General features: G+C 68.8%; 16 protein-coding genes. 4 read left to right on the top strand and 12 right to left on the bottom strand.

Features of this window, described 5'->3' with window-relative positions:
* Both HWX22_RS09165 and HWX22_RS09160 read right to left on the bottom strand, forming a co-directional pair.
* Positions 1 to 894, bottom strand: coding sequence for a CoA transferase subunit A (locus tag HWX22_RS09165; RefSeq protein WP_175910021.1), 894 nt, complete (start codon positions 892 to 894; stop codon positions 1 to 3).
* 9 nt (positions 895 to 903) lie between these two features.
* The gene (locus HWX22_RS09160; protein WP_175910023.1) at positions 904 to 1,800 is read right to left on the bottom strand and encodes a VOC family protein; all 897 of its coding nucleotides are present in this window, start codon (positions 1,798 to 1,800) and stop codon (positions 904 to 906) included.
* A 563-nt stretch (positions 1,801 to 2,363) separates the two neighbouring features.
* Here HWX22_RS09160 and HWX22_RS09155 point away from each other — a divergent pair.
* Positions 2,364 to 3,950 (top strand): hypothetical protein, encoded by a 1,587-nt coding sequence (locus tag HWX22_RS09155; RefSeq protein WP_175915458.1) that lies wholly within the window; start codon positions 2,364 to 2,366, stop codon positions 3,948 to 3,950.
* A 10-nt stretch (positions 3,951 to 3,960) separates the two neighbouring features.
* On the opposite strand, the gene HWX22_RS09150 is transcribed toward HWX22_RS09155, so the two are convergent.
* The 9 genes from HWX22_RS09150 to HWX22_RS09110 form a co-directional block, all read right to left on the bottom strand.
* On the bottom strand, positions 3,961 to 4,701 hold the full coding sequence (locus tag HWX22_RS09150) for a hypothetical protein (RefSeq protein WP_306453918.1): 741 nt from the start codon (positions 4,699 to 4,701) through the stop codon (positions 3,961 to 3,963).
* Between the two features lie 715 nt (positions 4,702 to 5,416).
* The gene (locus tag HWX22_RS09145; RefSeq protein WP_175915457.1) at positions 5,417 to 6,190 is read right to left on the bottom strand and encodes an SDR family oxidoreductase; all 774 of its coding nucleotides are present in this window, start codon (positions 6,188 to 6,190) and stop codon (positions 5,417 to 5,419) included.
* Positions 6,191 to 6,227: 37 nt separating this feature from the next.
* Complete coding sequence (locus tag HWX22_RS09140; protein WP_279610431.1) at positions 6,228 to 7,814, bottom strand: FadD3 family acyl-CoA ligase; 1,587 nt, start codon at positions 7,812 to 7,814, stop codon at positions 6,228 to 6,230.
* A 46-nt stretch (positions 7,815 to 7,860) separates the two neighbouring features.
* Entirely contained in the window at positions 7,861 to 8,910 is a 1,050-nt protein-coding gene (locus HWX22_RS09135; RefSeq protein WP_175915456.1) for a ferredoxin--NADP reductase, read from the bottom strand.
* 10 nt (positions 8,911 to 8,920) lie between these two features.
* Entirely contained in the window at positions 8,921 to 9,112 is a 192-nt protein-coding gene (locus HWX22_RS09130; RefSeq protein WP_175910035.1) for a hypothetical protein, read from the bottom strand.
* Between the two features lie 37 nt (positions 9,113 to 9,149).
* Entirely contained in the window at positions 9,150 to 9,668 is a 519-nt protein-coding gene (locus HWX22_RS09125) for a flavin reductase family protein (protein ID WP_059951051.1), read from the bottom strand.
* Positions 9,668 to 11,425 carry an FAD-dependent oxidoreductase gene (locus HWX22_RS09120; protein WP_175915455.1) on the bottom strand — a complete coding sequence of 586 codons (1,758 nt, stop codon included), beginning with the start codon at positions 11,423 to 11,425 and terminating at the stop codon, positions 9,668 to 9,670. The genes HWX22_RS09125 and HWX22_RS09120 overlap by 1 nt, the downstream gene beginning before the upstream one ends.
* Positions 11,426 to 11,435: 10 nt before the next feature.
* A complete protein-coding gene (locus HWX22_RS09115; RefSeq protein WP_175910039.1) occupies positions 11,436 to 12,629 on the bottom strand; it encodes an acyl-CoA dehydrogenase family protein in 1,194 nt (397 codons plus the stop codon).
* Between the two features lie 171 nt (positions 12,630 to 12,800).
* Positions 12,801 to 13,940 carry an LLM class flavin-dependent oxidoreductase gene (locus HWX22_RS09110; protein ID WP_059537661.1) on the bottom strand — a complete coding sequence of 380 codons (1,140 nt, stop codon included), beginning with the start codon at positions 13,938 to 13,940 and terminating at the stop codon, positions 12,801 to 12,803.
* A gap of 258 nt (positions 13,941 to 14,198) precedes the next feature.
* Between HWX22_RS09110 and HWX22_RS09105 the strand changes: the two genes are divergently transcribed.
* On the top strand, positions 14,199 to 14,549 hold the full coding sequence (locus tag HWX22_RS09105) for a VOC family protein (protein ID WP_057925050.1): 351 nt from the start codon (positions 14,199 to 14,201) through the stop codon (positions 14,547 to 14,549).
* A gap of 282 nt (positions 14,550 to 14,831) precedes the next feature.
* Complete coding sequence (locus tag HWX22_RS09100; RefSeq protein WP_175910041.1) at positions 14,832 to 16,220, top strand: DHA2 family efflux MFS transporter permease subunit; 1,389 nt, start codon at positions 14,832 to 14,834, stop codon at positions 16,218 to 16,220.
* Positions 16,221 to 16,249: 29 nt separating this feature from the next.
* Here HWX22_RS09100 and HWX22_RS09095 read toward each other — a convergent pair whose 3' ends face one another.
* Positions 16,250 to 16,630: a DUF4377 domain-containing protein gene (locus HWX22_RS09095; RefSeq protein WP_175910044.1), complete on the bottom strand. Its 381-nt coding sequence runs from the start codon at positions 16,628 to 16,630 to the stop codon at positions 16,250 to 16,252.
* Between the two features lie 241 nt (positions 16,631 to 16,871).
* On the opposite strand from HWX22_RS09095, the gene HWX22_RS09090 reads away from it, so the two are divergent.
* Entirely contained in the window at positions 16,872 to 18,047 is a 1,176-nt protein-coding gene (locus HWX22_RS09090; RefSeq protein WP_175910046.1) for a LuxR C-terminal-related transcriptional regulator, read from the top strand.
* Positions 18,048 to 18,174 lie beyond the last annotated feature (127 nt).

Genomic DNA, 18,174 nt, shown 5'->3' with positions numbered 1-18,174 from the left:
TTACAGAATCGGCAACGGCAGCGTCGTCACATGCGGCAAGCCGCCGACGCCTTCGAGATACTGGCGTTCGTCCTGGCCGACCACGTCGCGCAGGTACGCCGCCGTCTTCGCGTCGTCTTCCGCGCTCGCGCAGTACGCGCGCAGGTGCGGCAGGTCCCAGCCGTAGGCCGGCCCGCACGACGTCGGGTGCGCGCCGCCCGGCGCATGCACGACGCCGGTGACGAGCGAGCGCTCGAACGGGTTGCGTTTCGCGGCGTCGAGGTCTTCGGTCGCGAGCGACGCGTCGACCGTTTCCGCCGACACGTAGCAGCGCCGCGCGGCGCGCGCCATCCATGCGTCGAAGAACGGATCGGGGCCGTCGATGCGCGTGTTGCCCATCCGGTCGGCCGCGTTCACGTGCAGCAGCGCGACGTCGAGTTCGAGCGCCGGCATCGCGAGCAGCGTCTCGCCGTCGTCGTACGGCGACCTGACCGTGCGCAGCTCCGGCGCGTGATCGAGCAGCGCGGTGCCGAGCCCGGCGCGGGTCGGCAGGAACGGCAGGCGCGCGGCGGCCGCGCGCAGGCCGAGCTGCAGCATCCCTTCGTCGAGTTCGAGCACGTCGACGCGGCCCTGTTCGCGGGCGCGGCGGAAATGCGGTTCGAGCGGGATCACGTCCAGCGACACGAAGCCGAACACCACCTTGCGCACCTTGCCCGCCGCGCACAGCAGGCCGACGTCGGCGCCGCCGTAGGCGACGACCGTCAGGTCCTTCAGGTTCGAGCGCGCGATCTCGCGCACCAGCGCCATCGGCTTGCGCCGCGGCCCCCATCCGCCGATGCCGATCGTCATGCCGTCGGCGAATTGCGCGACCACGTCGCGCGCGGACATCGTCTTGTCGAGAGGTTTCATCGTCATCGTGCTGGCTTACCGGTATCCGATGCTGAAATCGTGGCCCCACTGGCTCACCTTGGTGGCCTCGAACACCGCATGCTTCGACCAGTCGACCGTGAGGCCGCCGAAGCCGTATTCGAGATCGAAGCCGCCGGGGGTCTTCATGTAGAACGAGATCATCTGGTCGTTGCAGTGCCGGCCGAGCGTCGCCGACATCTTCACGTCGTGCGCGGCGACCCGATCGAGCGCGCGGCCGACTTCGTCCATCGAGTCGACTTCGGCCATCACGTGCACGCAACCCGACGGCACGGCCATCTCGAACAGCGCGAGGCTGTGATGGCGCGCGTTGCGGCAGTGCATGAAGTGAATGCGCTTCTCGGGTTCGGCGGGGTCCGGCGTGAACTTCACGCGGTAGATGTCGGACAGTTCGAAGCCGAGCACGCCGCGCACGAATGCGTCGGTCGCGTCGAACTGCGGCGCGGGCAGCACCGCGTGGCCGAGCCCCATGTCGCCGGTGACGAAGCGCGCGACGCCGAGCGGCGACACGAAGCGGCGGAAGTCGCAGCGCGCGCCCCAGTACAGCTCGTGACGATTGCCGGACGGGTCGGTGCACCACGCCATGGCCTGCACGCGGCGCAGCGCGGCTTCGTCACGCGTGGCGCGCACGGCTTCGACGCCCGCCCGTTGCAATGCCGCGAGCGCGGCGTCGAACGCGGCGCCGTCGGGCAGTTCCCAGCCCGACGCGAAATAGCGGTCGGTCGCGCCGGGGACGATCACGTAGCGGAAATCGCGCTCGTCCATCTTCAGGTACAGCGCGCCGTCGGGTGCGTCGAGCGCCTGCATGCCCAGCACGTCTTCCGCGTAGCGGCGCCACGCATCGACGCAGGTCGCCTCGACGACGACGTAGCCGAGCGCACGGACATCGATCATGTCGGCCTCCTCCAGGTTCAGATTCCGTTGTTCGTGAAAGGATTCTGGCCGGTCGGGGATGGCGTCACATCGTCTGTTGGGACGAGAGCCGGCGGGGAGCGGGAGCGCTGCGCGGCGGGTACGCGCAGCGAAACGATGCCGCGTTGCTGCGGCGCCGCAAACGACGTCGGTAACGCGTGGCCGCAACGACGCGCGGGCATCGGCGACCACGCCGACAACATGCGTGCGGCTCAGCCGGAATAACCGGTCCGACGGATTATCTTTCTTACGGTCGAAACGTCAGGAATGCCTGAAAAAATCGGCCGGAATGCTTATTTCTTCTGCGTAGAAATCAATCATTTACTCACTCGCGGGGAATCGTCGTCGATAACCCGGCGTCATGGCGTCTGCCCTGTCTGGACAAGCGCCGCGGCCTTCCGCCGGTTTTCTGGAAACGCGTCGCGAAGCGCCGAGACAAACTTCGACACGCGCATCATGGACTTCGATCCTTGTAACGGGTATGTTACGCAGGCGGCGTTTAATGTCTTTCATAAATATCAATAACGGCCTACGAGGATGACAAATTGAAAACCACAAAAAACCCGCTTTCGCTGTCCGACCTGTACGAGGCGTCGGCGGCGATGAACCGGCGCGACTTCATTCGCCTCGGCGCGTATGCAGCCGTATCGATGCTGGCCGCATGCGGCGGCGGCGGATCCGACGCACCGCCGCCGGACCCGCACCCTGACGGCGTCTCGCTGACGCTCGCCGTGCAGCAGCCCGCCTCCGGCACCGCCGCGCTCGATGCCCACTTCGCGAGCCTCAGCTTCGAGAAAGCCGACATCAACAACAACTACTTCCGCGCCGACAACACGAACCTGATCGGGCTGCTCAACGCGCTCGGCGGCGGCGTGCTGCGCATCGGCGGGAACAGCGTCGACCGCATGACGTGGGCGCCCAACGGGCCGGGCCAGATCCGCGGGCAGGTGTCGCGTGTCGACGTGGCGCGATTCGCCGCGTGCCTCAAGCAATGTCCCGCATGGAAAGTGATCTACGGGATCAATTTCGCCGGCGCGCGCGGCTCGGTGGCATCGCCGGCGCAAGCGGCCGACGAAGCGCTGTATGTGTCGCAGCAGCTCGGCGGGCAGTTGCTCGCGTTCGAGATCGGCAACGAACCCGATCAATACGGCGACAGCAGGACGCCGAACCTGGCCGGGATCACCTACGGCATCTTCCTGAACGGCGGCACGGTCGCCCAAGGCGCGATCGCGGGATGGAACCAGTTCGCGCAGGCGATCGCGGGCGCCGTCAGCGGCGCCGTGTTCAGCGGGCCGGCCGCCGCCAGCGACACGCCGGGCTGGGCGGAGTCGTTCGCGGCGAGCCAGGGCAGGAACATCGCACTGCTGACCGAGCACTACTACATCAGCAACTACAACCAAAACGCGCCCTCGATCGCCGGCATGCTCGCCTACCCCGATGCGAATCTCGTGACGGCCCTGCAAAACATGCGGTCCGCCGCGCAGAAGGCCGGCGTGCCGTTCCGGATGGACGAGACCAATTCGTATTTCAACAGCACGAAGCCGGCCGGTGTCAGCAACGTGTTCGCGAGCGCGCTGTGGGCGATCGATTTCATCTTCACGCATGCGCAGTACGGCGCGAGCGGCCTGAATTTCCACAACAACGGATCGGTCGCGAGCTATACCGCGATCGCCGATTCGCAAGGCGAAGTCACGGCCGTGCAGCCGCTCTATTACGCGCTGCTGTTCTTTTCGCAAATCTTCGCGGGCGGCGGCGCCGGTGAACTCCTGAATACGACGCTCAGCGCGAGCACGGCGGCCGTGAGCGCATTCGCGGTCGCGACCAGTCAGGGCGCGACCTACGTCATCATCAACAACAAGGATACGGTCAGCACCGCAAACGTTACCGTCACGCTCGGTTCGCAGGCGTCGCGCGCGACAGTGATGACGCTCGCTTCGTCAGGTGACGCAACGGGCGCCCAGCTCGCCAATCCGGGCATTTACAACGGCGGGACACCGATCACGTTCGGCGGGCAGGCGGTCGCGCTGAATGGCGCATGGAACGGCACGCCGCAGCAGACGCTTGCCGTGGCGAATCGGCAGGTGACCGTGAAGGTGGCACCGGTGAGCGCCGCGCTGATTCGCATCCAGTAGCACGTCCGGCTCAGAACCGGTACGAGATCCCGATCTGCAGCACCGGATACCAGCGATACCGCGACATCATCCGGTTCAGTTCGTCGAGGCCGCTGGAGGCCAGGACCTGGCTCTTCTGCGGTCCGGCCGCGGCGGCGAGTTCCGGCGACAGCGTGTACGAGCAGCGCGGGATTCCGTATGCGACGCCGATGTCGGCGACGAAGCCGAGCCCTTTCGACGCCGGCCGATGCCCGTAACCGATCCCGACATACGGCATCACCGTCGGATAGCGCGCCTCCGCGACCGCGTACATCCCGGGCAGCGCCGGGTATCGCTTGCCGGCGAACACGTAGGTGCCGTTGGTCGGCACCGACACGCCGCGGATTTCGTCGTCGTTGAAGCGCAGTCCGATCGTCGCGCGAAAGCCGCTGCCGCGCCACGGAAAGATGTCCGCATACAGGCCGCCTTGCCGCAGCTTGATGTCGTCCTGATAGCGATTGCCGGCCACGGTGAAGTCATGCGTCAGATTGATCGCATTGAAATCCGCGTGTGCGCCCAGCACCGAGTTGAAGCTCACGGCCGCGCCGATGCCGACGCCTTGCGTGCCGCCCTGCAGGTAGATTTCCTGCGCGTGCGCGCCAGCCGCGAACACCATCGCCAGCGCTGCCCATTGGTTCACTGTCGTTTTCACGGGCGTCTCCCCGACATGTGCCGGGCGCGCCGACCCACCGCGTGCAGCGCATGCCGCCACGCGCAGCGGGTCCCCCGGCACGACATCTTGCAAGCAAGCTTGCTGTTTGACGGATCGCACGTGCGGTGTCCGTTCGTGTCGCCGATACGACGCATCGCGCGTCCGACACGACCGGCCGCCATCCCGCGGCGCGATCCGATCCCCGATATTTCGATGTCGTTGCGTGCCGCTCCCGCGATTCGTGGTTGCCATCGATCGCGGTTGTGTCGAGCAGCCCCGGCCTAACCGCAAGGGGTGTGCCATGTGGCGCGGACCGGCGCGGGACAAGCGTCGCGGCCTGACGTGCGGGATTACGCGGGAGGGAATCGACGGAAATGTTTCAGGAACGCATCTGTTTTCAGGGCGTCAGCGTCGTGCCCGATGCCGGGAAGCAGCGCATCGGGCAGAGCGACGTGCGCCGTGCAAGCGTGCGCGGCTGTCGGCACACGCGAAGTCGCGACGGCCGGCAAGCGCGTGTGTCGCCACGCACCGAAGAAAATGTTTCATCGACGTGACCTCGCGCCAGCCGTGCGTGGTCTGGGATGCGAGATCGTGCAGTGCGAGTCAGGGTGAATACCGAGGACGGTGCGTGCGCAACCAGTCGCTGGTGAGATGGCCGTTCATGCGCCTCGATGCATGTAATATGGGCCGACGATCCCGTTCGCCGGCGGTGTGCAGATTCGCCGAGTTCGGCGCCGAGAACAACTGACGCGTTCGTCTGCCGAGCCCGCTCGCCCGAGCGGGCTCCGTGCATCCGCTACAACCCGTACCCACCGGACACATTCAACTGCTGCCCCGTGATGTAATTCGCGCGATCCGACGCGAGAAACACCGCCGCGCGGCCGATATCGTGCGCCTTCCCCCAGCGCTTGAGCGCGAGCATGTTCTGCGTCTCGGCGATCCACGCCTGGTCGAACTGTCCTTGTTCGAGCAGCACCGGAAACATCCCGGCCTCGATCACGCCGACCAGAATCGAATTCGCGCGGATCTCGTGACGGCCTTCCTCGCGCGCGAGTCCCTTCACGAGCGCCTCGTTCGCCGCCTTCGGCGCGACCGACAATCCATCCCGATCCGGCCAGCGCAGATGCCCGGCCGAGCCGAGCGTCACGAACGACCCGCCGCCCGACGCGCGCAAATGCGGCAACGCGGCCTTCGCCGCATTGAAGAAACCGACCGTCTCGACCTCGATCGCGCGCCGCCAGTCGTCGTGCGTCATGTCGCCGATATGGCGCTGGTTCACGAACGGGCCGGCCGCCCACACGATCGTATGCACGCGACCGTGCGCGTCGATCGCGGCCGCAAGCGCCGCATCGATCTGCGCGGGATCGGTCACGTCCACGCGATGCGTGGTGGCCGCGACACCCGTGCCGCGCAGATCGCGCGCGACACGCTCGGCCACGTCGGCCTTGCTGCGATAACCGAGCGCGACCGGCACGCCGGCGCACGCGAATTCGCGCGCGACGCCCTGCCCGATCCCGCCGCTGCCGCCGAACACGAGCACCGCGCCCTGCGGAAATCCGTTGTCGTTCATGCGTTCATCCCGTTGGTGACGTATCGCGCGCCGGCGGTCAGGCCGCCGCTTCGGTGCCCGCGCGCAGCCGGTACTTCAGCACCTTGCCGGCCGCGCTCGTCGGCAGTTGCTCGACGAACGTGAAATGCCGCGGCACCTTGTAGTTCGCCATGTTGCTGCGCGCCCAGTCGTTCAGCGCGGTGGCGTCGGTATGCGCGCCCGGACGCAGCACGACGTATGCATGCCCGACTTCGCCGAGCCGCGTATCGGGCACGCCGACCAGCGCAACCTGCGCGATCGCCGGGTGCGCGGCCAGCAGCCGCTCGATCTCGGCCGGATAGCAGTTGAAGCCGCCGACGATGAACATGTCCTTGATCCGGTCGGTGATCTTCAGGTTGCCGTTCGCGTCGACGCAGCCGAGGTCGCCGGTATGCAGCCAGCCGTCCGCGTCGACGGTTTCGCGCGTCGCGTCCGGCTGGTTGAAATAGCCGCGCATCACGTTGTAGCCGCGCACCCAGATCTCGCCGGTCTCGTCCGGCCCGAGCACCGCGCCGTCCTGGCCCGCGATGCGTAGCTCGACGCCCGGCATCGGCCGGCCCGATGTAAAGGCGACCGTCTCCGCGTCGTCGCCATGACGGCACAGCGTCGCGAACCCGCACGATTCGGTCAGCCCGTAGCCGGTCAGCACGGTCTCGAAGCCGAGCTCCGCGCGCATCCGTTCGATCAGGCTCGGCGCGATCGCGGCCGCGCCCGTCACCGCGATCCGCAGCGACGACAGGTCGCGCGTCGCGCGATCGGGCGCATCGAGCAGCGCGTAATACAGCGTCGGCGGGCCGGGCAGCACCGACACGCGTTCGTCGGCGATGCGCCGCAAGACGTCGGCCGGCTGGAACACGAGATGCGGCAGCACGGTCGCACCGCTCGACAGTGCGGCGAGCCAGCCTGCCTTGTAACCGAACGTATGGAAAAACGGATTGACGATCAGGTAGCGGTCGTCCCGGCGCACGCCGGCGATCGCGGCCCACGCCTGTGCGGCCCGCAGGTTCTGGCCGTGCGCGGTCATCACGCCCTTCGGGCGGCCGGTCGTGCCGGACGTGAACATCAGGTCCATCACGGTATCCGGTGTCACCTGCGCCTCCCGCTCGTGCACGGCGGCGAGCGGCACCGCCGCGCCGCGCGCGAGGAACGCGTTCCAGGTTTCGTCGCGCGCGCCGGACGGCGGTTCGCCGTCGAACACGACGACGCGTTCGAGCGTCGCGGGCCGGTGCGGCGCGAGCATCGCCGGATAGGATTCGCCGAGGAAGGTGCCGCAGCAGAACAGCAGCCGCGCGCCGCCGTCATGCAGGATGCCGCCCACCTCCATGCCCTTCATCCGTGTGTTGACCGGCACGAGAATCGCGCCGACTGTGTGGATCGCCAGCGCCGCGACGATCCATTGCGGCAGGTTCGGCGCCCATACGGCGATCCGGTCGCCCGCGTCGATGCCGCTCGCGAGCAGCGCGCGCGCCGCCTCGAGACGCGCCGCGTCGAGTTCCGCATACGTCAGCCGGCCGTGCTCCGACTCGATCGCCGGATGCGCGCCGTGGCGCGCGGCAGCCCGCGCGATCAGCGCGGGCGTGGTGAGGATTTCATTGTCCATCGTCATAGGCATCGCAACAGGATTGCCGCGCGCGCCGCCGGCGCGCCACGGCTCAATCGGGGAACACCACGCGCAGCGCGTCGCTCGCGGGCCGCGCGCAGCAGGCGAGCGTCCAGCCGGCCGCGATCTCGTCGTCGTCGAGCACATGGTTATCGTCGAGCGCCACCTCCCCGTGTTCGACGCGGCACATGCACGCGCCGCACTGCCCCATCCGGCAGGAATTCGGCGCGGGCAGGCCGGCGCGCAGCATCGCGTCGAGCAGCGTTTCGCCGGGCGCGCTGTCGAATGCGAACGCCTCGCCGTCGAGCACCGTCTCGATCGCCGCGCCATCGCCGGAGTCGGCCGCGGAAGTCGCCGCGGACGATGCCGCCGCGTCGCCCTGCGCCGGCGCATCGGGCAGCGACGCGAAGCGCTCGACATGCACGCGCGCGCGCGGCAGCCCGAGGCCGAGCATCGCGGCCAGCGCGTTCTCCATGAACATCGCCGGCCCGCAAATGAACGTTTCCTGCTGGCTGAACGGCCGCGCGAGTTCCTCGAGATGCCGCTGCTGCGGCACGCCCTGCACGCTGTCGAGCCAGTGGATCACGCGCAGGCGACCCGGATGGCGGTGCGCGAGCTGCTGCAGTTCGTCGCGGAAAATCACCGAGCGCTCGTCGCGGTTCGCGTAGATCAGCGTCAGCATCCCGCGGCCGTGCACGAGCGCCGATTTCAGGATCGACAGCACCGGCGTGATGCCGCTGCCGCCCGCGAACAGCAGCAGGTCGCCGTCGAGCGTGCGCGGCGTGAAGACGCCGGCCGGCGGCAGCACGTCGAGCGCATCGCCCGCACGGATGCGGTCGCACAGCCAGTTCGACGCACGGCCGTCGCGCACGCGCTTGACGGTGATCTTCGGTGCCGCGTCGATGCCCGGCGCGCTCGACAGCGAGTAACAGCGCGCGACGGTCGCGTCGGCGCACGGCACGTTCAGCGTCAGGAACTGGCCGGGCCGATACGCGAAAGCATCGCGCAAGGCGGCGGGCACGTCGAATACGAACGAGCATGCGTCGTCGCTTTCGGCGATGACGTCGGCAACAGTCAGCCGGTGAAAACGGGAATCGCTCATCGCCGGCTCCTCATGCCGCACCGGCCGCATCCCGGCCGGTTTCGCCCGCGCGGATCCGTGCCGGGTTCGACGCGAGCGCCGGTGCAATGCATGCGAACGCGTTCAGCACTTGGGTTGCCGCAGCGCCGATCAACTCCACAAGCGCTCGCATGATCGTTGTGTCCGCATCGTTCGCGATATTGCGGTTCAGTCTGCGTGTCATGAGTCGTCTCTTTCCGATGCGGTAAAGCGCGCGGCCGTCACGCGGCCGCGCGGTTCGCGGGCGCGCCTGGCGTCGTATATGCGCCGTCGAGATAGACGAGCGGATCGACGTCGCCGCTCATCAACACTTCGCGGATTCGCCCGATGAACACCGTATGCGTGCCGTATTCGAAACGGCCGTCCTGCTCGCACACGAGGCTCGCCTGCGAATCGTGCAGATACGGGACGCCGAGCGGCGACGTGCGCCACTCGCCCGTCGTGAAGCGCGCCTCGCCCTTCAGGCGGCCGCTGCAGTCGATCGCGATGCCTTCATGGCGTGCCGACAGCACGTTCACGCAGAACGGCGCGCCCGCGTCGAGCGGCGGATACAGCGACGCATTGCGGTTGATGCAGATCAGCAGCGACGGCGGCTCGGTCGACAGCGAATCGACCGCCGTCGCGGACATCGAGTAGCGCCGGCCGTCGTGCGCGCTGCTGATGACCGTGACGGAGCGCGCGAGGCGGCGCATCGCCAGCAGCATGTCGGTGCGCAGCGGATGGGTAGTGAGATCGCTCATCATTGGACTCCGTCAAGTTCAGTCGTGGACGGCCGGTCGGACCGGCCGCCGGCGTCGGCCGCTTGCGCGGCCAGGTGGTCGGCGGCAATGAACCCGAAGGTCATCGCCGGACCGAGCGTCGAGCCCGCGCCGGGGTAGCTCGCGCCCATCACCGATGCACTGGTGTTGCCGATCGCATACAGGCCGTCGACCGGCGCGCCGTCGGCGCGCAGCACGCGCGCGTGCGCATCGGTGACGAGCCCGCCCTTCGTGCCGATGTCGCCCGCGTCGATCCGCACCGCATAGAACGGCGCCTCGTCGACCGGCCCGAGACACGGATTCGGCTGGTTCCTCGGATCGCCGTAGTACGTGTCGAACAGGTTGTCGCCCTTGCCGAACGCTTCGTCGATACCGGTTGCCGCGTAACGCGCCATGTCGCGCAGCGTGTCGTGCAGCCCGGCCGCGTCGACGCCGATCCGAGCGGCGAGCGCATCGATCGTGTCGGCCTTCACGAGCACGTCGCGAAACGCGTCCGGAATCCGCGAATCGGGCATCATCGGCGCCGGCATGATCGGACCGCACGGATACTTGCGGCGAAAGCGCGCGTCGAACACCATCCACGCCGGCACGCACGCGCCGGTGCGCGCATGGTCGCGATACATCGCCGGCACGAATTCGGAATACGGCGCGGCTTCGTTGACGAAGCGCTTGCCGAGGCCGTTGACGATCACGCAGCCCGGCAGGTTGCGTTCGACGAACAGCGCGCGCTGCTTCTCCTCGCCCGCGACGCCGACCGTCGGCGCGCCCCATACGTGTTCCATCAGCGCGAGCGCGCCGCCGAGCCGGTGGCCTTCGGCGATCGCGTCGCCGGTGTTGGCCGGCGGCGTCGCGCTCCATCGCATCTGCGTCGGTTGCGGCAGGTAGCGTTCGCGCATCGGCTGGTTGCGCTCGAAACCGCCCGCGCCGAGGATCACGCCGCGCCGCGCGACGATCGTCACCGGCTGCCCGAAGCGCTGCGCGCGCACGCCCGTCACGCGGCCGTCGACGTCGAGCAGGTCGCGCATCGGCGTGTCGAGCCAGACGGGCACGTTGCGCTCGAGCAGCGCGCGGCGCAGCCCGCCGATCAACGCATTGCCGAGCGTCAGGCGCCGGTCGCGCCGCGTGCGGCGACGCACGCCGACATCGAGCCAGTAGCGGCCGAATTGCGCGATCGCGAGCTTCATGAAGCCCGGCCCGCGCGAGAACAGCGTGTGCGCTTCCTTCGACGTTACGGCCACGCGGCCGCCGATCAGCGTGCCGGGCGACGGCGGACGCAGCCGGTCGAGCTCGTCGCCGAGCAGCGCACCGTCGAACGGCAGCGGATCGAGCGCGCGATAGCCCGGCATCGCGCCCGGCAGCTTCTGGAAATAGTCCGCGTACTTCGGCAGCGCCTGGTAGCGCACCGGCGTCTTCGTTTCGAGGTAACGCAACATCTCGGGCGCCTGGTCGAGATACGCGTCGAGCCGCTCGCGCGACGATGCGCCGGCCGTGCACGCGTCGAGATAGCGGCGCGCGGCCTCGCGCGTATCGGTCGCGCCGAGTTCCGCGATATGGTGGTTGCACGGTATCCAGATGCCGCCGCCGGAGATCGCCGACGTGCCGCCGTACAGCGCCGTCTTCTCGATCACGACGACGGACAGCCCGCGGTCGGCCGCGCGGCATGCCGCGAGCAGCGCGCCCGCGCCCGAGCCGACGACCACGACGTCGAACACGTATTGCTGCGCTTGCGTGTCGTTCATCGCGGCCTCGTCAGATGAAGTAGTCCGTGTTCTCGCGGCCGAGCATCACGGCGCCGAGGTTCTGGCCGAAGCGGTCCACGTTGTTCGCGTAGTGCGCGCGGGCCGCGTGCAGGTCGAGGAAGCGGCGCACCAGCGGATTGCGGTGATAGATGCCGTTGCCGCCCGCGTAGCGCAGCAGCGCGTTCGCGGCCTGCGCACAGCGCTCGGCGACCTGCGCGGACTGATAGCGGAAATGCACGCGGCGCTCGATCGACACGGCCGGCCCGCCCGTCACCGACGCCATCAGTTCCGCGAAATTGCGCTTGAGCAGCACCTTCATCTCGTCGATCGCGACGGCCGCGTTGGCGCACGCGTTCTGCGCGCCCGGATCGTCGGTCGTCTTCGCGCCGCTGTTGGCCGACACGCGCGTGGCCGCATAGCCGGTGAAATCGTCGAGCGCGCCCTGCAGCGCGCCGATGCACGACGTGCACACCGCGCGCACGAAGATCTGCGCGAACGGCAGCTTGAACAGCGGCGCGTCGTTGACGGCCAGGCCCGGGCTCGTGCCCATCATCCCGTCGAGCGCCTTGTGCGTGCGATACGCGGGCACGAACGCGTCGTCGACGACGATGTCGTGGCTGCCGGTCGCGCGCAGGCCGAGCACGTCCCAGTCCTGCTGGATCCGGTAGTCGGATTTCGGCAGCAGGAACGTGCGGTATTCCGGCGGCTGGCCGGCGGCGGCTGCCGGCACCAGCGCACCGAGGAACACCCATTCGCACAGTTCGCTGCCGCTCGAGAACTTCCAGTGGCCGGACAGGCGGAAGCCGCCTTCGACCGACGTCACGCGTCCGACCGGCATGTAGGTCGACGCGATCAGCGTCGCGGGATCCTTGCCCCACACGTCCTGCTGCGCGCGTTCGTCGAACAGCGCGAGCTGCCAGTTGTGCACGCCGACGACGCCGTACACCCATGCCGTCGACATGCAGCCGCGCGCGAGCGCCATCTGGATGTCGAAGAAGGTTTGCGGATCGAGCTCGTAGCCGCCGTAGCGCTTCGGCTGCAGCACCTTGAAGAAGCCGGCGGCCTGCATGTCGGCGATCGTCTCGGCCGGGATGCGGCCCTGCGCTTCCGCCTGCGCGGCGCGGCCGGCAAGCGTCGGCGCCAGCGCCTCGGCCCGGGCGATCAGGGTGGCGGCCAGTGCGTTCGAATCGTTGTCGCGGTGCACGAATGTCTCCTGTGATATGGGGCGCGCGCGGCGGCGCTCATCCCGGTCTCTCTCTAAGTGGTTCGTCGCGGCCGGCGCCGCGAGCGAGGGCTCCTGCCGACGATGCTCGGGCTCGCGCGGCCGCGCCGCATCGTCCGAAGGGACGACGGGCGCGGCGCGCCCCGGCCCGCGTTACGCGCAGGCGCGCTCCTTCTCCTTGTTGAAGAACGGGATCACGTGCTCACCGATGTTGCGGATCGTCTCCATCTGCGCGTCGTGCGGCACCGTGCCCATCTGGCAGAGGAACAGCACTTCGTCGACGCCCGCCTCCTGCAGGCGGCCCACGTAGCCGATGCAGTCGTCCACCGTGCCGTACGCGTGGTTCGGGTTCATCATCGCGAGCGCCGGATCGGCGAAGTTCACGACGACTTCCTCCGACGCAAAGCGCGAACGGATCACCATCTCGCCGGTGTCGGCCTGCACGAGGTCGTCGCCCCACTTCGCCGGGTCCGGACGCTCGCCGCCCGTGTACCAGTACGCGAGCGATTCCATGAAGTAGCGCTGGCCGCGGATGCCGATCTTGCGGGCCTTCTGGCCGTCGGCCATCACGACCGTCGGGCACAGCGCCGCGAGGTGCTGGGTCGGGCGGAAGCCGACCTGGTCTTCCGGCTTGCGGTTCGCCCATGCCTCGCGATAGATCGCGTTCTTCTTCGCGACTTCGTCGGGGCCGCCGAAGCCGAGCACCAGCGCGCCCATCCCGCGCTGGCCGGCACGCAGCAGCGCGTCGGTGTTCGTGCAGGCGAGGTACATCGGCGGATGCGGATCCTGGAACGGCTTCGGGTGGATCGGACGCTTCGGAATCTTGATGTACGTGCCGTCGTGCTCGATCTCGTCCTGCACGAACATCTTCGGCACCAGGTACATCGACTCGTCGATCATCGGCTGCAGTTCGTTTAGGTCGTAGCCGAACGCGCCCGCTTCCTGCTGGCTGCCGCCCTTGCCGACGCCGAAATGCACGCGGCCGCCCGACAGGATGTCGAGCAGCGCGACGCGCTCGGCCACCTTGATCGGATGGTTCATCGCCGGCGGCAGGCACACGACGCCGTGACCGAGGCCGATGCGCGTCGTGCGCCCGGCCAGGTACGCAAGGAAAGTTTCCGGCGCGCTCATGTGCGCATAGTTGGTCAGCGACGTGTGCTCCACGCACCAGATCGTGTCGAAACCGACCTGCTCGGCCAGCAGCGCCTGCTCGACCGTCTCCTTGAACACCCGGTGGTCGCCCTCGCGCGATGCGTCGGTGGTCTGGGCTTCGTAGATGAGGGAAAACTTCATTGCGTGCGTCTCCATGTATGTTGGACGAGTCGGGGTCGTGCAGCCGCCCGCACGATACGGACGAATAGCGACGGTCCACGGATGGGAGTGTCGGCGCGCGGGCCCGCACGGGCATCGTCTGTTTGGAGTAACGGCATGCATGCGGGGACAGAGGGGTTTCACCGTCATCCGAACAGACTGCGTCGCGGCCGGCACCGCGCGCTAGCATCGAACGACGGCCCGGTGCGGCCGTACACATCACGACGAGGGAGAGAGGGAATGAAGGTATCGATGCTGCTGTACCCGGTCGACGACATCGACACGGCCTTGCCGCTGTTCGTCGACGGGCTCGGCCTGAACGTGAAGTTCCGCGACGGCGACCGCTATTGCGCGCTCGACGGCGGCCCGCTGACGATCGCGCTGGTGGCCGGCGACGAGCAGATCGTCGAACGCGCGGCGCTCACGCTGCGCGTGGACGAGGACGACGACCTGTACGCGGCGATGGCGCGGGTCGTGAAGGCCGGCGCGTCGGTGCGCGTGCCGGTGCAGGCGGGGCCGCACGAATACCGCGCAGTGCTGGAGGACCGCAACGGCGCGCTGCTGGTGATTTCGCAGAAACGCGCCGCGTGACGCGGCCACGTGTGGCGCGCGTGCCACGCGATCCGGCTGGCGGGAACCCGGCCGGATGCCGCGGGAACGGTCGGTGTCGGGTCATGAGCCAGACGGGATCGAGCGTCCCGCAGCGTCGTCGGCACGTTCGATGACGGTCAATGCCGTCGGGCAGCTTCCCGATGGCCACCGGAATCGGTACCATCGAACGCTTGAAGACCGGCCGTGCGCCGGCGCGAGCCTGCCGGGCCGCGTCGCCCGTCACGTCGCCTCCGCGCCGGTCGCCGCACTTCCCGTTTCGTCATGTCCCGCGAACCCTCACACTCCGCGCTGCTGTGGATCGTCGCCGCCGCGTTCTTCATGCAGTCGCTCGACACGACGATCGTCAACACCGCGCTGCCGTCGATCGCGCAAAGCCTGCATGCGTCGCCGCTCGCGATGCAGCCTGTCGTGGTCGTCTACACGCTGACGATGGCGATGCTCACGCCGGCGTCCGGCTGGCTCGCGGACCGGTTCGGCACGCGCCGCGTGTTCTCGCTCGCCATCCTGGTGTTCTCGCTCGCGTCAATCGGCTGCGCGGCGTCGCACACGCTCGGCCAGCTCGTCGTCGCGCGCGCCGTGCAGGGCATCGGCGGCTCGATGCTGCTGCCGATCGGGCGGCTCGCGGTGTTGCGCCGCGTGCCGGGCGAACGGTACGTCGCGGCGATCGCGTTCGTGTCGATCGCCGCGCAGCTCGGCCCGATCGTCGGGCCGACGCTCGGCGGCTGGCTCACGCAGGCGATTTCCTGGCACTGGGTGTTCATCGTCAACGTGCCGGTCGGCATGGTCGGCTTCCTCGCGGTGCAGCGCTTCCTGCCGCACGATCAGGCGATGCAGCCGCCGCCGTTCGATTTCGTCGGCTGCGCGCTGCTGTCGGTCGCGATGATCGCGCTGTCGCTCGCGATCGATCCGCCGATGCCCGCGCACCGCAGCGGCTGGGCCATCGGGCTCGCCGTGCTGGGCGTGGCGAGCGCGCTCGCGTACCTGCCCCATGCGCGGCGCCGTGCGCAGCCGCTGTTCCGGCTCGGATTGTTCCGCGAGCCGAACTTCGGTGCGGGGCTGCTCGGCAACCTGCTGTGCCGGATCGGCACGAGCGCCGTGCCGTTCATGCTGCCGCTGCTGATGCAGGTGCAGCTTGGCTATACGCCGCTGCGGTCGGGGATGATGATGCTACCGGCCGCGATCGCCGGCGTGATCGCGAAGCGCTGGATCGCGCCGCTCGCGAAACGCTTCGGCTATGCGACGTTCCTGGTCGTGAACACGGGGATCGTCGGCTGCGCGATCGCGGGGTTCGCGCTGGTCTCGGCACGGCCCGCGCCGGCGCTGGAGATTGCGTTGCTGATCGTGTTCGGCGCCGCGAACTCGATGCAGTTCGCCGCGATGAACGCCGTGACGCTGAAGGGCCTGTCGCACGCCGACGCCGGCAGCGGCAACAGCCTGTTCACGATGATGCAGATGCTGGCGATGGGGCTCGGCGTGTCGATCGGCGGCGGGCTCGTGAACCTGTTCGCCGCGCATTGGGGCTCGATGGCGAACGGCTTCATGCTGTCGTTCGTCTGCATGGGCTCGGTCACGCTGCTGTCGTCCGTCGTGTTCCGGCGGATCGATGCCGCCGCGCCGCCGAGGCCGGTCGCGCCGCGCCCGTCCGCGTAAGCGGCGCCGCAGGCGGGCACGGCCGGCCGTCAGTTCACCTGGCGGCGCTCGACGACCCGCTTGAGCACCCAGCGGATCGACGAACCGTCGGCCGGCGGCTGCGCGACGCGGTATTCGTCGACTTCCAGCACATATTGATAGCCGGGCTGGTACGCAAAGCCCTCGATACCGGCGTACCACAGGCTCCACGGCTCCGCCGGGCTGCTGCGCACCTGCAGGCAGTCCATCGGCGCGACGCCCGTGCAGCGCGCCGCCTGCGGCGCGACATGCACGGTCCTGCTCACGGGCCGGCTGTCGGCCGGGCGGGCCGCGCGCGCGTCCGTCGCGGCCGCATCGGTCTGGCATCCGGCGAGCAGCGTGCCGCCTGCAATCATGGCCGCGCCGAGCAGCGTTCTGGTCTTGCGAATCATCGGGGGTTCCTCGGGAAGCGTTGGCGGGCCGATTAGACGAACGGTGTTTCGGGAAAGTTCACGAATTGCTTACAACGGCGTGCCGCCACCCTCATTCGTGCGATGTCGCGCGTGCGCCGGCGCGCTACCGTATTCCGGTGCAGGCCGCTGCGCGCCGCCGCCGGCGGTCCGGATACGCCCGTGCACGCACCCGCACGCCCGGCGCACCGCGACCCGGCGGCGGCAACAGGAGACAACCCCGATGACCACGGCGCCCCCGGCCCTTCCCCCGAGCGTTGCCCGATCGAGCCTGACGCTCGAGCAGTTCGACGCGCTGCTCGCGACAATCTACGAAGGCCCGCTGGAGGACGTGCCATGGGGCGGCGCCCTCGAACGGATCCGCGCGCACCTGGACGCGAACTACGTGACGATGATCCTGCGCTGGCCCGCCAGCGGCCACACGGGGCTGATGATCAATGCGTCCGGGCACGGCGCGCCGCTGCCGGGCGTCGCCTCGTACAACAACTACTATTACGCGCTCGATCCGTTCGTGAACCTGCCGAGCGATCGCGTCGTCACCGTCGACGAGCTGCTCGGCGTCGGCGTGTGGCGCGGCAGCGCGATGTATCGAGAGTTTCTCGAGCCGTTCGACGTCGGCTACCTGATGGGCGCCGACCTGCGCACGCCCGACGGGATCGAATGCCGGTTCCGCCTGTGCCGCTCGCATCACGGCCGCGCGTTCTCGGTGACCGACAAGGCCGTCTGCAACGCGCTGCTGCCGCACCTGAAGCGCGCGGTGCGCCTGCATGCGAAGTTCGGGATGGTCGAATCGGAGCGCATGCTGTACGCGAGCACGATTGACCGCATGCTCGTCGCGACCGCGATCCTCGACGAGCGCGGCACGATCATGAAGACCAACTCCGTCGCGGACGAGATCTTCGCCGAATGCGACGGCCTGCGCGTGCGCGGCGGCACGCTCGAGGCCGCGTATCCGCTGGAGAACCGCAAGCTGCAGAAGCTGATCCGGCAGGTGCTCGCGGAGCGCGCGGGCGGCGCACCGACGGTCGCGCAGGCGATCGCCGTGCCGCGCCCGTCTGGCAAGCCGCCGCTCGGCGTGCTGATCCGCACCGTCCCGCTCAGCGAATGGTCGGAGGACAATCCGCGCCGGCCCGCGTGCGCGATCTTCATCCGCGATGGCGAACGCAAGTCGCAGGCGTCGCACGACATCGTGCGCAAGCTGTTCGACCTCACGCCGGCCGAGACCGCCCTGGCGCTCGCGCTCGCCAACGGATCGACGCTCGAGGAAGCAGCCGACGAGCTCGACATCAGCAAGAACACCGCGCGCTCGCATCTGCGCGCGATCTTTTCGAAGACGGGCGTCACGCGGCAGGCGACGCTGGTGCGGACGTTGCTGAACAGCGTGTTGTCGCTGGGGTGAGGTGGCCGTGCGCGTCCGCCACGCGCTTCGTCACCGGCCAGACAATCGCGATCGACCGCGGCTTCACCGCATGACGATCGTGTATTACCATCGGCGCTTCCTCGTACGCTTCGTCGCGCCGCGTGCG

Source organism: Burkholderia sp. BCC1638 (genome assembly GCF_902833195.1).
Lineage (GTDB): Bacteria > Pseudomonadota > Gammaproteobacteria > Burkholderiales > Burkholderiaceae > Burkholderia > Burkholderia diffusa.
Note: the sequence above shows the minus strand (reverse complement) of the source record. Positions and strands in the feature narration are given on the sequence as shown.